Source organism: Candidatus Cyanaurora vandensis (assembly GCF_013285555.1).
GTDB classification, from domain to species: Bacteria; Cyanobacteriota; Cyanobacteriia; order Gloeobacterales; family Anthocerotibacteraceae; genus Cyanaurora; species Cyanaurora vandensis.
In genome coordinates this window covers 1-14,807 of the sequence record NZ_JAAXLT010000039.1, presented here as the reverse complement: position 1 = coordinate 14,807, position 14,807 = coordinate 1, and the positions used below count along the sequence as shown (strand labels likewise).

Here is a 14,807-nt window from a genome sequence, read left to right as displayed (position 1 = left end):
TAGACGATACTCTAGTTGCCTATCTAAAGGAGACCTTAAACTTATGTCAGAGTGTATGTCTGCAAGTAAACATTATCTTTAGTTTTGAAATTCGCCAAATTGATTTTATTTACGAGGCAGCGTCTCTACTACAACCCGGTCTTTTTCAGCAGCCAAGGAAAGCTAAGTTTAATTGTGCTATTCTCAATCCTCCCTATTGTAAAATCTCTAACCAATCAGAGACACGTCAGCTACTCCGCTCCATAGGTGTTGAAACTAGTAATCTCTACACTGGTTTTATGGCAGCTACCATTTTGTTACTTGAATCTGAAGGAGAACTCGTCACGATAACGCCGCGCAGCTTCTGTCACGGTCCTTACTTTAAAGATTTTCGTACGTTGTTTTTAAGAATTATGGCTCTACAACATATTCATCTATTTGATTCTCGGCAAGATACTTTCCGAGATGATAAGGTACTGCAAGAAATTATTATTGTTTCCACGATTAAAAAACAACTATTAAATCCGGTAAAAATTAGTTCTAGTACGGGAGAGGAAGAATTAGTTATTGAGTTACCCTACGTACAAGTCGTCAATCCTAGCGATCCAGAGAAATTTATTCGTGTCTTACTTGATCTTACTGCTGAGCAGGTGGTTGAGCAGATGAAACAGTTTCCAACTACACTAGTTGAATTAGGCTTGTCCGTTTCCACCGGACGAGTGGTAGATTTTCGTGCCCTTCCTTATTTACAAGCACGACCCACATCAAGAACAGTACCCCTCATCTACCCAGTTAATTTTACCAATGGATTTATCACTTGGCCAATAGATACTAAAAAACCTCAAGCTCTGCTGAACTCCTCAGAAACTGCTATCCTACAAGTTCCCAATGGAAATTATGTACTAACGAAGCGGTTTACGACAAAAGAGCAAAAAAAACGAGTGGTAACCGCTATTTATAAAGCTGAGCAGATAGCTAGTAACAGTATAGGATTTGAAAATCATATTAATTACTTCCATCAAGATGGGCATGGCCTCGATATAACTTTAGCGCAGGGTTTAGCTATCTATCTTAGTTCGACTCTCGTTGATATTCTCTTTCGACAGTTTAACGGTAGTACCCAGGTTAACGCAACGGATTTACGGAATATTGGTTATCCTACACTCAACCAACTACGCCAGTTAGGGCGACTGATTGGCGATAAGTTTCTTGAACAACACACCATTGATGTGCTGATTGAAAAGGAGTTACTGCCTATGTCCCTTGCTTCCGGTCCCAGTCCCATTGCTGTCAAAAATCGTGTCGAAGAGGCGGTTACAGTCTTAAAAGCTCTTGGCCTACCCAGAGCACAACTTAATGAGCGGTCAGCCTTAACCCTTTTAGCCTTACTCAATCTTGATCCAACACTACCCTGGTACCAAGCTAAATCTGTTTCACTAGGGATCACCGCGATCATGAATTACATGAAAGCGCAATATGGTAAGGATTATGCACCAAACACACGGGAGACCATTTGTCGTCAAACCATACATCAGTTTCGAGATGCCGCTTTGATTATCACAAATCCTGACGATCCAGACCGTCCCATCAATAGTCCCGCCACAGTCTACAAACTCGAACAGACCGTGCTTGAACTTTTACGAACCTACGGCAGCCCGACCTGGCATGAAACACTCTCCACCTACCTAGCTTCAACTGAGACGCTCAAACAGAAATATGCTCAAGAGCGGCAGATGAAGCGTATTCCAATCAACGAAACCTTATCTCTATCTCCAGGTGGTCAGAACATCTTGATCAAGGAAATTTGTGATAAATTTATTCCTAACTTTACCCCAGGCGGTAAGTTGCTCTATGTGGGTGACGCTGAAGAAAAATTTGCCCTTTTTGAACAGACTTTCCTATCTAATCTAGGCATAAATATAGATGCACACGGTAAAATGCCAGATTTGATTATTCACTATTCAACGCAAAATTGGATAGTCCTGGTGGAAGCTGTTACTTCCCATGGACCGATTAGCCCCCAGCGGAGAACTGAGCTTGAGGATCTTTGCCAAGGTACTCTTGCCGACTTAGTATTTATCACCGCTTTCTTGAGCCGTAAGGCTATGGTTCAGTATTTATCTTCTATCTCTTGGGAGACCGATGTTTGGGTAGCAGACTCCCCTGAGCACTTAATTCACTTCAACGGTGAGAGCTTGCTGCAAATTTATAAGACTTTACAGTAATTTTTCGCGAGGAAACGGATTTTCTGGTTTCTCTAAAAAGAGGATGACCGCACCTGTCGGTGGTGCTAGTCTTCAGCCAGCCTTGCTGCCGAGGCGGGGCATTTCTAGGGGCTAGGACTAAAAAATTTCCCAGTGGGCGGGGGAGATGCGGGTGGCTCATCCAGGAACTTAAGCACCCCGCTATTCCTCTGGCTCTGACTCTGGCGTAAGTCCTGATACAGTAAAAACCTGTGGATGAGCAAGTCATGAGCGTCGGAGTCGTTACAGTTCAGGAATTAGCGGCGCGGTTGGGGCAATTGGACGCGGTGCAGTTGGTGGATGTGCGGGAGCCGGAGGAACTGGCCTTGGCAGCCTTGCCCGGTTTTCGCCGCTTCTCCTTGAGCGAATATGGGACTTGGGGACCGCAGATTACTGAACTACTGGACCCAGACTGCGAAACCCTGGTCCTCTGTCATCACGGGGTCCGCTCGGCTCAGATGTGTGGTTTTTTGGTCAGTCAGGGGTTTACTCAGGTCAAGAATATCTGGGGCGGGATTGCGGCCTACAGTGACCTAGACCCGACCGTACCCCATTACTAAGCCAGCCACTCTAGTAGCTGAGCACGCGAACGTAGAGCCGCTGTTGCACCCAAGGCCGTAACCGTGATTGCCCCCGCCGCATTCCCCCACTCCACTGCCCGAGGCACCCCATAGCCCGCCAACACCGCCGTCAAAAACCCGGCACAGAAGGCATCCCCCGCCCCCGTCGTGTCCACCACTCGCCCGACCGGGAAGGCCGGGAGTAAACCCTCACTCCCCTGCCAATGAACATAACTGCCCGCTGCACCCAGCTTGATGACTACGGTTTTTGCCCCCGCTGTGGTTAGGGCGTGGGCTATTTCCTTGGGTTGCTCAAGTCCAGTGATCCGCCGCGCTTCCTCCAGGGAGGGTAAGAAGTAATCCACATGGGGCAAAGCCGGATAAATAGATTGCCAGTAATCATCCTGGGTCCAGACCGTATCCAGACTAGTCCCCACCCCCATTTCCTTGGCATAGCGCAAAAGAGCCGCGAGGTTCTCCCCCATCAGATTCCGTAGTGAGTAGCAGCCACCAATATGCAGATGCCGCGCTCCGCTGAGGTCAATCTGGTCTAAGTCCTTCAAGGAAAGCGCGTTACCCCCCTCCCCGGTGCGAATCAAAGAGCGTTCGCCACGACTGTTGACCACGACTAGGGCCGCTTTGGTGGGAATCGTCGGATCGAGGATGAAGACTTCGGGGAAAACTTTTTCTTCTTCAAGTTGCGCCTTCAAAAAACGCCCCAGGGTATCGGCCCCCAAACGGCCCCAAAAACTTACTTTCAGCCCCAACCGGGCCATCAAAATCGCTGTATTGACCGCACAGCCCCCGACTTGGAGGTTGACTTGTTCGACGGTGACCGATTGACCGACGGGCGGCAACTGGTCAAGGGGTCGTACCAGAATATCTACCACCGCGCCCCCGATACAGATTATCTCGCGGGTCATTGCTCTACCCCACCTTTGTTATTAAGAGGTCATCATCTCAGATTGGGTGAGCAGATGGCAGGTCGGGACGTTAAACTTTTACGAGCTATGGCAAGCCGATGAACGCCTTACCCCCGCCCAATAGTCCCGGTCAGTTTTTTTTAGGTGTCATCTTGGGCTTTGGCCTATTGCTGGGGGCGGGATTAGGATTATTGCTGGCTCTGGTGACCCTGAACAGCTTGGGACAAGCGGTCATCTTGGGTCTAGTCGTGGTTTTGGGTCCACTGATGACCCTGAGCTTAACTTTTGTTGCCCGGAAACAGAGTTTTTCTTATTGGGCAGGGGCTTTGACGATGCTGGTGCCCGGTCTGTTGTTGGGGGTTTTGGGTGTATTGGCGGCGACCTTGGCCCAATTGCGCGGGGGCAGTTGACCACCGCCCCCGATTCAGCTAGTTCACTTGAGCGGTAACCCGGAGATCAGACCCGGCTTTATCAGCAGCAGCAGGAACGATGGATTCCCCTTCAATGAAGGAGCGCAACATCCACGCAATCTCCTCATGCTGTTCCATCAACCCGGTCAAGAAGTCGGAGGTTCCCTCATCTCCAAATTCCTCAGAGGTCTGGTCCACATGGTCCCGCAGGTTACGGATGACTTGCTCGTGGTCATCTAACAGGTTCGCTACCATGCCGTAGGCCGTGGGCACATCCCCAGCGTGTTCCTTGATGGAAGCGTATTCTAGGAAGCCTTTGGCGGTCCCGATGGGATAGCCACCCAGGGTACGGACGCGCTCGGCTAGCGCGTCAATATTCTCGGTCAGGGCTTCATACTGTTCTTCCCACAGTTTATGTAGGGAGCGAAACTGAGGACCGACCACATCCCAGTGGTATTTCTTCGTTTTGATGAGGACCAAGTAGGCATCGGCTAGGTCATGGTTGAGCAATTCCACCACGCCCTGACGCTGCTCGACACTCAAGCCAATATTGGGCTTACGCATAACTTCTCCGGGGTTTGACACTCCTCTCAGTAGACCAAACCTCAAGCTACCAAGCCTCTACCCCGTGACAGGTTCATAGGCAGGCCCCTCCCCCATACCCTGCCAGGCACAGGCGTGGTGGGGTATGGGAGCAAGAAGAACTTTCTTTTTGCCTTTTTCGCCTTGGTCCCCCACTAGCCTGTGCCCGTCAGGGTATGGGGCGGAGGGGCCGCTTGGTTCTTATCAGTCACGGTGATTAAAGATGCTGCCAACCGTTAGTTCCTGAGCTTTGTCGTAGCGGTTGAGCCTGTCAATGTTGCCGCCGAGCACCAAAGTATCGGTATTGACTTGGGGATTAAAACCTTTGCTGTCATGAGTAATGGCGAAAAAGCTGAGAGTCCAAACTACTCAAAAGCAGACCGAAAGATTCGCAAGCTCCAAAGGAAGCTTGCGCGTCAAGTGAAAGGTTCCAATCGGAGAAACAAAACTCGGATTCAGATTGCTAAATTGCACAATCAGATTTCAGATACCCGTAAAGCCTTTTTGCACAAACTGTCGACCTCGGTTGTTAGCGAAAACCAAGCTATCGTTCTGGAGGACTTGAACGTGTCCGGAATGGTCAAAAACCGTAAGTTGGCACGAGCAATCAGCCGGCAAGGGTGGCGAGAATTCAGAAGTCTGTGTGCGGCTAAATCTGAAAAGTTTGGTCGCCAATTCAAGATGATTAGTCGCTGGGAACCTACCCGTCAGATTTGTGCTGATTGCGGGTTCAAGTGGGGCAAGCTCGCTCTCAAGGTCAGGTCTGTAACTTGTGTGAGTTGCGGTACTAAGCATGATAGGGATGAGAACGCAGCCAAGAACATAGAAAAAGTCGGCATCGGGCCTGGGCACGATTCTAAATGGGCGGGGAGCGACAGTAAGCCTACTTCAGTAGCAAGTTGCTGTGAGCCGTCAAGAATCACCGTGGCTTCAACCCGGTGCGTATGTCAACTAGAGCTTTGGTTCCAGCGTAATCCTGACTAGGAGGACAGGGCTTCTCCCTCGGGTAGCGGCTGAAACAACGCCCGCACGCCTTCATTAATTAGGATGACCGCCAAGACCAACAGAGCCAGGGAGATCCAGCCCACTGGGTCAGCCCAGGAACGCGTCCCGCCCGTCACGCCGTTGAACCATTTCTGCGTGGCAAGCCCCAAAGCCCAGAGCGTGACCGTCATCATGAAAGCCATCGGGAGCCCTACGAATACATAGGCCAACTTTTCTTTTTTACGACGGATGAGCCAGACAAAAAGACCCAGGAGACTCAACGCTGCCAAGAGTTGATTCGCTGCCCCAAAAACAGGCCAAATCACTAAATAGCCAGGAATTGTTTTGCCGTCCGCACCCGTAAACGTCAAGGAGAGCAAGATAGCGGGTAATAATAACGTCAACCCTGTGGCAAACGCCTTACCCCAGTTATCACGCCAGTTAAAAATCTCTTCCAGTAGATATCGTGCTAACCGTGTCGCTACATCAATCGTATCAAATACAAACGTTGCAAAGGCCAGCAAGCCAAACCCAATCGCAAAGGAACGGTCTACTCCCAGGGCACTGATGAAGTTGCCAATTCCCCGCGCAAATACTTCATCCGGTCGCCCCGCACTCCCCGGCACCAAGACCATCACGCAGGCCAGGGCAATCAGGGCAATTACCGTTTCCAACAACATCCCCCCGTAGCCAACCAGCGGCGCGTCACATTCGCACTTGAGTTGTTTACTCGTCGTCCCACTACAGACCAACCCATGAAAGCCACTACAAGCTCCACAGGCAATCGTAATAAACAAAACTGGGAAGAGCGGTCCCAACTTCTCACTGGTAAACCCCAAAAAAGCCGGATAGACCACTGGGAAATTGCCCTGACTGGTGCCCACGAACATCCCCACCAAGCCGCCAATTAAAATCACGTATAAAAACAATCCCCCCAAGAGACCACGGGGCTGCAACAATAACCAAACCGGTAACAGACTCGCCACCGCACAATAGGCCAGGATGACATAACCCCAACTCACCGCCGGGTCCGCCCAAGCTGGGTTTCCAATCGCAAAGGGCAGGAGATCTACCACGGCGGGTAACTGTACTGGGAAGGACTGACCGACCACAATCGCTGCCCCCACCAGGACCATGAAAACTCCAATTAACCCCCGCCGGACCCAGGGCCAAGCCGCCTCGCCCACCGTCTGGTCTAATATTTTGAAACAGACTCCCAACAACAACCCCAGACTCAAGTACAAAATCGAACTCGTCGCTGTTCCTGACCCCAAAGCCGTACTCACTACTTGCCCTGTGGCATCCTTGAGTTCGATATTATTGACCAATGTCCGAGCCGTAACATCTGTAAACGCCGATAGCACATAGACTAAGGTGAACCAGATATAGGCCATAAATAGATAAAAAGCGCGGGGACTAGTATTAGCCCGGACCACCTCAGCAATCGAAGCCCCCCGGTGCCGCAAGGAGGCCACCAGCGTCGAGAAATCGTGGACTGCCCCGATAAAAACACTCCCGCCGACAATCCACAACAGCGCCGGCAGCCAACCAAAGGCCAACCCCGCAATAATCGGCCCAAAAATTGGTCCCGCTGCTGAGATCGCCGAGAAATGCTGCGCGAGTAAATAAAACTTATTCGTCGGTACATAATCCAAGCGGTCGCTGAGCAGGACCGCCGGAGTCGGAGCCTCGCAGTCCAGCCGATAAAAATTCGCCACCAACCGTCCATAGGTGAAATAGGCCAGCAGCAATAGAGCCAGAGCGACTAGAAGAATCAGAGCGAGCATGGGTCTGGGGTGAAAGTGTCCACATCGTACCCCATCCGCCCGCCCTAACCCTTCAGGCCTTCCCCGCTCCCCGTGGGCAAAAAGAAGCGTTGACTGAGCGCGAAAAATAACAGAATCGGCGCGATCGAGATCACCGAGGCCGCCCCAATCAACCGCCAGTCCTCCGCAAACGCACTCGCCAAGGTCGCAACCCCCAAGGGCAACGTAAAATATTCCGGTTTATCCACAATGATTAGGGGCCAGAGAAAATCCCCCCACAGCCCGACAAATGTAAATACGGCGAGTGTCGTCAAGGCCGGCCGGATCGCGGGTATCAACACAAACCACCAAGTCTGGAGTAGACCACAGCCATCGAGACGAGCCGCCTCCTCCAACTCCTTGGGTACCCCCATAAAAGCTTGGCGCAACAAAAAGACCCCAAACGCCGAGACCAGATAGGGGAACACCAGTCCCAGATAACTATTGGTCAACTGCAACTTGACCGCCAGGATATAGAGCGGGATCATCGTGATCTGAAAAGGGATCATCAAGGTCCCCAGCACCGCCCAGAAGATCACCTTACGCCCCGGAAAACGTAACCGCGCTAAGGGGTAAGCCGCCAGCGAACAGAACAATAAATTAAACCCCACCGCCAAGACCGAGACCACGATGCTATTCCAGAGGTAGCGGGCGAAGGGATAGTTGTTCCAGACCCACGCGAAATTGGCCCAGGTGGGCGACTGGGGGAAAAATTGCGGCGGGTACTGGAAGATATTCTCCCCAGGGGCCTTAAAGGCGGTGCTGACCAGCCACAGCAAAGGACTCATCAACAACAACCCCAAACCCCCGAGCAGCAGGTAATACAGGAACACGTTACGCTTGGTCATGGAATCAGTGTTACACGCGATGCCCACACCTTTTCACCTCGGTTATCGGATGCCCGCTGAGTGGGAACCCCACGCCGCCACTTGGCTCAGTTGGCCCCATAACCTGGAGACCTGGCCCGGTAAATTCGACCCGGTGCCCGCCGTCTTTGCCCAGTTAGTCGGTCATCTCCAAGAGCCAGTTCACATCCTGGTGACAGGTGAAGCTATGGCTCAGGAAGTCCAATCACTATTACAGGCCCAAGGCGCGTGGCGAGCAGATATCCAGTTGCACCCCATCGTTACTAATGACTGTTGGGCACGGGACCACGGCCCGATTTTCATTACCCGGCCCGGTGAACTGGCCCTGGTGGACTGGGGATTTAACAGTTGGGGCGGCAAGTACGGCCCCTGGGATGACGATGACCAAGTTCCCACCCAGGTTGCGGACCTCTTGGGCCTCCCCCGCTTTAGTCCCGGCATTATCCTCGAAGGTGGTTCCATAGATGTAAATGGACAGGGCCTCGCGCTGACCACTGAACAATGCCTGCTCAACCGCAACCGCAACCCCCATCTGACTCGGACGGACCTGGAGCAGTATCTCCGGGACTATCTAGGCGTTGAACAGGTATTGTGGCTAGGGGAGGGGATTGTGGGGGATGACACGGACGGGCATATTGATGACTTGGCTCGTTTCGTCAATCCCACAACGGTCGTCTGTGTCCTAGAGGAAGACCCGGCAGACGAGAATTACGCCTTACTCCAAGCTAATTATGAGCGTTTACTCAGACTCGCTGGGGACCCTGGGTTAACGGTTCATGCTTTACCTATGCCGAGTGCCCACTATTACGACGGGGTGCGGCTCCCGGCAAGTTACGCCAACTTTTATATTGCTAATGGTGTAGTTCTGGTTCCGGTCTTTGGCGACCCCCAGGATGCGATAGCCCTAGCGACGTTACAAAAGTTGTTCCCTAACCGCAAGGTGATGGGGATTTACTGTACAGACTTGGTTTGGGGATTAGGGGCGTTGCACTGTGTCACTCAGCAGCAACCCAGGTAGGCTAGCCCCCGGCCCATTTTGGGGGTAAAATTTACCCACACACGCAAGGTACATAGACCATGGGAGTGATCCGCGTCGGGGTCTTGGGGTTTGGCGGTTTAGGGCAGGCAGCGGCGATGGTCTTGCATCCGAAACAAGAAATGCAGTTGGTGGCGGTGGCAGACCGGGGCGGTTGGGCTTACCGGGCGGACGGATTACCGCTCCATGAGCTTTTGAGTGCAGTGAAAGAACGAGGTACAGTCGCAGCTTTACCGGAGTGGGGCCACACGGATAGCGACGGGATTGCCCAAGTGATGACCCAGGCGGTAGACGGGTTCTTTTTGGCCCTACCGAACCTACCCAATACCTTCATGGCCCGGGTCGCCCAGCAATTTATCCGGCAGGGTTGGCAAGGCGTACTGGTGGATGCAATTAAGCGCACCAGTGCCGTGGAGCAACTTTTACTTTTACACCCAGCACTCCAGCAGACGGGGATTACCTACCTCACGGGTTGCGGAGCGACACCGGGGCTTTTGACGGCGGCGGCGGTGCTCGCGAGTCAGAGTTTCGCGGAGGTATTGACCGTCAAAATCACCTTTGGGGTGGGGATTGCGTCCTGGGAACAGTACCGTTCGACGATCCGTGAAGATATCGGACACCTGCCGGATTACACCCTAGAGCAGGCCCGGGCCATGAGTGACGCTGAGGTGGAACAACTACTGGCCCGGACGGGCGGCCTACTGCACCTAGAGAACATGGAACACGCCGATGACATCCTACTGGAACGGTTGGGGATCTGTTCACGGGACCAAGTGACCGTGGGCGGGGTAGTGGACACCCGTAACCCCAAGAAGCCCCTCAGCACCAATGTCCAAGTGACCGGGCGGACCTTCGAGGGGCGCACAGCGACTCATACCTTCACCTTGGGCGATGAGACCTCCATGGCAGCTAATGTCTGTGGTCCGGCCTTTGGCTACCTCAAGGCGGGCGTGGCGTTACAGCGGCGGGGCAGTTATGGGCTATTTACAAGTGCTGAAGTGATGCCGGGATTTGTACGCTGATGCAGAGTATTACCCCTGAGCAGTTGGACCGGATTGGGGTCTTTACCTATACTGACCGACTCCGGGCGTTGGTCATCCTCAATCAGTTCTACTGGGACAACTTCGCCAAAACCTACCGCAACAGTGCTGACCTGATTACGCTCAACTACGAACAGGCCCAGCAATTACTCGAACGGTTGGAGTTGGACTGGAACAAAGAGGAGTTTTCTAACCGGAATGTCTGAATGAGATTTGGGATTGGGGGCTTACTAAGTCGGCCCCTTTTTTTGTAATTAAATATAACAAGACTTACGCACAGCCGATAGCCCCTAAGGAAGAAATAGCCATCGCACTTTGCATCAGAAAAAACAAAGTCTGGAGGAGCCAGAGTGAGCCGCTGGCTGGCACTTTAGCCTTACTGGTTATGGCTTCTGCTCGTTAAAAAACCGCTGTGAGCCGCCTCTTGGACCCCCTCCGGGCTTAAAGGGGCAAGGTGCCACCCTGTGGGTAACCGGTGCTTGGCGAGGAGTCTCAGCCAGGGTTCTGACGAACATCGGCTATCATCACCCGTCTCTTTGCGTAAGTCCTGCCCCTTAAGGACGGACTCAATGGCAGGCTTTTGACCCGAGCGCAGTTGTTTGTACCCAAAAGCTGTCCGTGCAACCTGTTGAATACTACGCATCAATAGAACGAGCAGCGCGGGCGACCAAGAATAGAGCCACCGCTCCTAAAGCCGCCCCAGTCAACGCCTTAGCAATCGGTTGACGGTCCAAAACTTCTAACACACTAGGGATGGTCAAGTTTCCATAATCACCCTCGGCCCGGTCATAGCCCTCAATCGGCTCAAAGAGTCCATCGGGCACGGATTCGGGTTTGGGTTCGTTAGTACGCTGACCGACAAAACCAATCGCCACCAGGAGGCTATCTACTAGGGAGGGCGAGAGCTTTTGCATCCCGTCCAGCACCCGGCCCACATCACCGACAATTAGCTCCCGGTGCGGGTGTTGGGCGGCGTGGAGGATAGCTTCAGCGACCACGCTGGGCTGGTAATAAGGCGGTACGCCAGTCGGTTTGACCCCAAGCTTAGTGCGGGCCTTGTTATAAAAAGGGGTGTTAATCGTTGCCGGGAGAATGCTCGTCAGGTTCACCGGGCTACCACTATGGGCGAGTTCCACGCGTACCGATTCCAACAGACCTTCGAGGGCGTGTTTGGAGGCAGAATAGGGACTCTGGAGGGGCAGAGCGCGGCGGCCCTCCACGGAAGAGACACTGATGAAAGACCCGCCGTGTTTCAAGTGGGGTAGGGCCGCCCATAGCCCATGAGCTTGACCCATTAGGTTGACATCCATCACCCGCTTAAATTCCTCGGGGCTAATCTCTGCAAAGGGCGCGAACATCCCAATCGCCGCTGCATGGACCCAAGTATCCATGCGTCCATAAACTTGAAGAGTTTGTTGGGCGACTTCTTTCACTTGGTCAAACTCGCTAACATCACAAACCACAGCAACCGCTTCGCCCCCGGCGGTTTTAATCTCATCTACCAATGAATCAAGTGCGCTCTGAGTCCGGGCTGCCACTACCACTTTGGCTCCCCCCTGGGCAAACTGACGGGCGGTCTCCCGTCCGATCCCACTGGAGGCTCCGACAATAACCGCCACCTGTTCGTTGATGGGTTTAAGTTGCATAGTGCACTTCCGTAAGGTTCCTTAGCTCAATTTAACTCGCTTGGTCAGTCGTCAACCTCCTACCCATGGCATAAACCACTCAGTGCGGGGTGAGTTTCTGTTACCGCCGCGCTAGGTCCGTACGCGGGTCAACAACCGTCGCCACTGTCGGCGCGATGTAGCTGCGTTTCACGTCTTCGAGCATGGCAATCAAGACATCCTGTACATCTTCAACGGTATGTTCAGCCTGGAGCTCGGCGGTGAGCTTGAGGCTGAGTTTATGGACGAGTTGCTCAGTCAGGGCTTGGGCGGCGGGGTCGGGGCGGTCGGGAGCCTGGAGGTTAGTGAGGAGGGTGCCATAGATACTGTGGAGCGATTGTTTCAAGTTGTTCTCGACTAGCGGCACGACGAGTTGATGACCGGGAGCTTGTTTGAGCGCGTTTAAAATCGTGTGTTGCAAGAGTTGGACGAGTTCGGTTTCGATATCAGGTAGGACACGGTGGATGATGGCGTGACTCTGCCGTTTAAAGAGTTGTTCCCATTGTCGTCCGGTCCGGCTCTCCGGTTGACTGTCTGTCATTCGTAAGAGGGTCTGGGTGTCGAGCGTACGGATCGCATCTTCCAGATTACTGATGATATTCACAATCACCAAATCCGTAACCCGGTTAGCGAGATAGCTCGTGTATTGTCGATTGAAATAATCTACCACCCGGTCAAAGGGTGTACCCAGTTGGTCTGAACGCACCGCGTAAGGAATGAAACGAATCAACCGCAACCAGGGCCAGTGGACGAGATAGCCCGGTGCCGGAATTAACCAGAGCAGGTCATACCAACGCTCTCCCAAGGCTTCACCAAGCGTAATCCGTTTGACCCGTGCCATGTAAATTATCCGTAGAACCAACTCCAGAGCAAAAAACCCGATGAAATATAAATCAATTTGCCAGAAATGGTCAATGAACTCGCCATCTTCGCCGTAATCGCGGTAGTAATTGGCCCCAAGCAAAGGTTCGAGTTGCTCTTCATAAAAACGAATACTATTCTCTGAAAGATACTGGCGCGTCCAAAACTGCTGGAAAGACTGGGTAGAACTCTCAGTATTCATTCGTTCACGAATTCGGTTCTTGAGCTTCTCCAATAAACCCGTCTTACCCACCCGCGCGTAGGGATCAGTGTCAATTAAAGTCTGACTCTGGACCCGTAAACTCAATAGCAATTCAGCCAATCCTGGGTCCTGGGGGTCAGCCCGGAAGCGGTCAATTGTGGCTTGGGCGGTGTCGAGATATCGCTCATTAATCCAATGGGGTTCAGCCCCCTTAATCGGATCGTAGCGTTGGACCATAGTCGTAAGGTTGAGGTATGGGTTAGTCAGGTAAAACGTTCGTAAGGAGAGGTAGCTCAGGTCAAAAATGATCAAGAGCATATAGAAGGTAGCGACCAAATAGAGCAACCATTCGAGGGGCCAGGGGAACAGGAGGGGGCGCGGTTTGTAGAAGCGAGTACGCACAGGGAATCCACTAGAGATTCTGCTAGGGTAACGGTTAAGAAGGCCCCTCCGCCCCACCTCGTGGGGGACCAAGGCAGAAGAGGTAAAGCAGAAGACAGAAGAGACTACTATTCTTGCTCCCCTACCCTGCACGTGGGGGCTGGGGGTAGGGGGCAAGAACCTAAGCTAGCCGGGAAGGTTCGGGAGCGGGCTGTTCTTTGGTGAGGTCAGCGAGTAGATGCCGTCCCGCAACGGTAAGCCGGACATGTTCTACATCAATCGCTCCGTCAATCGGGATCACATCCTTGGGGTCTGGGGCGGCTTCAATCTTGTCTGGGGGTAGGTCTGGGCCGTTGATGTCCTTGATGATATCGGGGGGATGGTTGAAGGAACCCACTTCAAGCTCACGGTCACCGTAGGAACCCCGCTCAAATACGCCCCGGAAACAGCCCTGCTGATAGAGGTAGTCCATATGCCCAATAACCTCGGCTGGGGTCGCGTTCAGATGACCAAAATCGCGCTCCGATAGGCTGGGGATGGGTTCTAGATCAGATTCATCCAGACCTTGAATATGAGAAAGAATCGCGTACATCAAATCGCGTCGGATATGGATCGCCATCATCGTCCCCTCAAGTACACCTTCTACTATTTTGGAAACGCTATTTTTATACCTCTAGCTCCAGACAGAATTACAGGCGGATGTGAGCGCAAAGACCCCGCACAAATTAACGTCCTTTAGCCAGATTGACCATCATCCAGGCTAGTTGTCTAAGCTCAACGGGCTTCGTCACGCAGGTTTGAAACCCCGCCTCCATCGCCCGCTGTTGTTCTACCTCACCCCCGTAGCCAGTTAGGGCGATCGCGGGAATTTGTCCTCCGGCTTTAGCACTAAGCGATCGAATTTGTCGAATCAGGAAGTAGCCATCTTCCCCTGGCATGCCGATATCCGAAATCAGCAGATCATAGCGGCTGGCGCTGAGAGCGGCAATTGCGTCTCTGGCAGTCGTCACGGTCAGCACTGCTGCCCCGTAATCTTCCAGCGTAAACTTCAATAGTTCCAGCGCATCGACCTGATCATCCACCGCCAGAATCCGCAAGCCTGCCAGATCAGGGGGCTCCGGCGAGACGGGCAAGGTCGGTGCTATCGGCGGCGAGGTTGGGGCGTGCAAGGGCAACTGCACGGTCAGCGTCGCGCCTTGTCCTGCACCCGGACTCTCTGCTTGCACCGTGCCCCCGTGTAGCTCAACGAGATGCTGCACGATCGCCAAGCC

General features: G+C 52.9%; 14 protein-coding genes and 1 pseudogene. 7 read left to right on the top strand and 8 right to left on the bottom strand.

Translation table 11 applies throughout. The annotated features are described in order from the left end of the window. Positions 1–2,204, top strand: a 2,204-nt coding sequence (locus tag HFM78_RS02430; RefSeq protein WP_287127824.1) for a BsuBI/PstI family type II restriction endonuclease, incomplete at its 5' end; no start/stop codon positions are given. 245 nt (positions 2,205–2,449) lie between these two features. After that, entirely contained in the window at positions 2,450–2,782 is a 333-nt protein-coding gene (locus HFM78_RS02425) for a rhodanese-like domain-containing protein (protein ID WP_287127823.1), read from the top strand. On the opposite strand, the gene HFM78_RS02420 is transcribed toward HFM78_RS02425, so the two are convergent. Beyond that, on the bottom strand, positions 2,779–3,705 hold the full coding sequence (locus HFM78_RS02420; protein ID WP_287127822.1) for a carbohydrate kinase family protein: 927 nt from the start codon (positions 3,703–3,705) through the stop codon (positions 2,779–2,781). The two genes, HFM78_RS02425 and HFM78_RS02420, sit on opposite strands and share 4 nt — an antisense overlap. Before the next feature lie 98 nt (positions 3,706–3,803). Between HFM78_RS02420 and HFM78_RS02415 the strand changes: the two genes are divergently transcribed. Then, positions 3,804–4,115, top strand: coding sequence for a hypothetical protein (locus HFM78_RS02415; protein WP_287127821.1), 312 nt, complete (start codon positions 3,804–3,806; stop codon positions 4,113–4,115). An 18-nt stretch (positions 4,116–4,133) separates the two neighbouring features. Here HFM78_RS02415 and HFM78_RS02410 read toward each other — a convergent pair whose 3' ends face one another. Beyond that, entirely contained in the window at positions 4,134–4,679 is a 546-nt protein-coding gene (locus HFM78_RS02410) for a Dps family protein (RefSeq protein ID WP_287127820.1), read from the bottom strand. Positions 4,680–4,901: 222 nt separating this feature from the next. Between HFM78_RS02410 and HFM78_RS16075 the strand changes: the two are divergent. Continuing rightward, positions 4,902–5,681 (top strand): annotated as a pseudogene (locus HFM78_RS16075) (RNA-guided endonuclease InsQ/TnpB family protein); the annotation flags it as partial. Here HFM78_RS16075 and HFM78_RS02405 read toward each other — a convergent pair. Beyond that, complete coding sequence (locus tag HFM78_RS02405) at positions 5,678–7,468, bottom strand: carbon starvation protein A (protein ID WP_287127819.1); 1,791 nt, start codon at positions 7,466–7,468, stop codon at positions 5,678–5,680. The pseudogene HFM78_RS16075 and the gene HFM78_RS02405 overlap by 4 nt on opposite strands. A 44-nt stretch (positions 7,469–7,512) precedes the next feature. Then, positions 7,513–8,334: a carbohydrate ABC transporter permease gene (locus HFM78_RS02400; RefSeq protein ID WP_287127818.1), complete on the bottom strand. Its 822-nt coding sequence runs from the start codon at positions 8,332–8,334 to the stop codon at positions 7,513–7,515. A 19-nt stretch (positions 8,335–8,353) separates the two neighbouring features. Between HFM78_RS02400 and HFM78_RS02395 the strand changes: the two genes are divergently transcribed. Genes HFM78_RS02395 through HFM78_RS02385 form a run of 3 tightly spaced genes read left to right on the top strand, consistent with a single transcriptional unit; the run spans position 8,354 to position 10,634 of the window. Then, positions 8,354–9,370: an agmatine/peptidylarginine deiminase gene (locus tag HFM78_RS02395; protein WP_287127817.1), complete on the top strand. Its 1,017-nt coding sequence runs from the start codon at positions 8,354–8,356 to the stop codon at positions 9,368–9,370. Positions 9,371–9,429: 59 nt separating this feature from the next. Continuing rightward, positions 9,430–10,410: a saccharopine dehydrogenase-like oxidoreductase gene (locus HFM78_RS02390; RefSeq protein ID WP_287127816.1), complete on the top strand. Its 981-nt coding sequence runs from the start codon at positions 9,430–9,432 to the stop codon at positions 10,408–10,410. Next, positions 10,410–10,634: a hypothetical protein gene (locus HFM78_RS02385; protein WP_287127815.1), complete on the top strand. Its 225-nt coding sequence runs from the start codon at positions 10,410–10,412 to the stop codon at positions 10,632–10,634. Before HFM78_RS02390 ends, HFM78_RS02385 begins: the two co-directional genes overlap by 1 nt. Positions 10,635–11,063: 429 nt before the next feature. On the opposite strand, the gene HFM78_RS02380 is transcribed toward HFM78_RS02385, so the two are convergent. From HFM78_RS02380 to HFM78_RS02365, 4 genes are all read right to left on the bottom strand, one after another. Further along, on the bottom strand, positions 11,064–12,074 hold the full coding sequence (locus HFM78_RS02380; RefSeq protein ID WP_287127814.1) for an SDR family oxidoreductase: 1,011 nt from the start codon (positions 12,072–12,074) through the stop codon (positions 11,064–11,066). Between the two features lie 100 nt (positions 12,075–12,174). Then, entirely contained in the window at positions 12,175–13,557 is a 1,383-nt protein-coding gene (locus tag HFM78_RS02375; protein ID WP_287127813.1) for a hypothetical protein, read from the bottom strand. A 160-nt stretch (positions 13,558–13,717) separates the two neighbouring features. Next, positions 13,718–14,155, bottom strand: a complete 438-nt coding sequence (locus HFM78_RS02370; RefSeq protein ID WP_287127812.1) for a hypothetical protein — start codon at positions 14,153–14,155, stop codon at positions 13,718–13,720. A 106-nt stretch (positions 14,156–14,261) separates the two neighbouring features. Further along, positions 14,262–14,807: response regulator (locus tag HFM78_RS02365; protein WP_287127811.1), on the bottom strand; the 546-nt coding region annotated here is incomplete at its 5' end.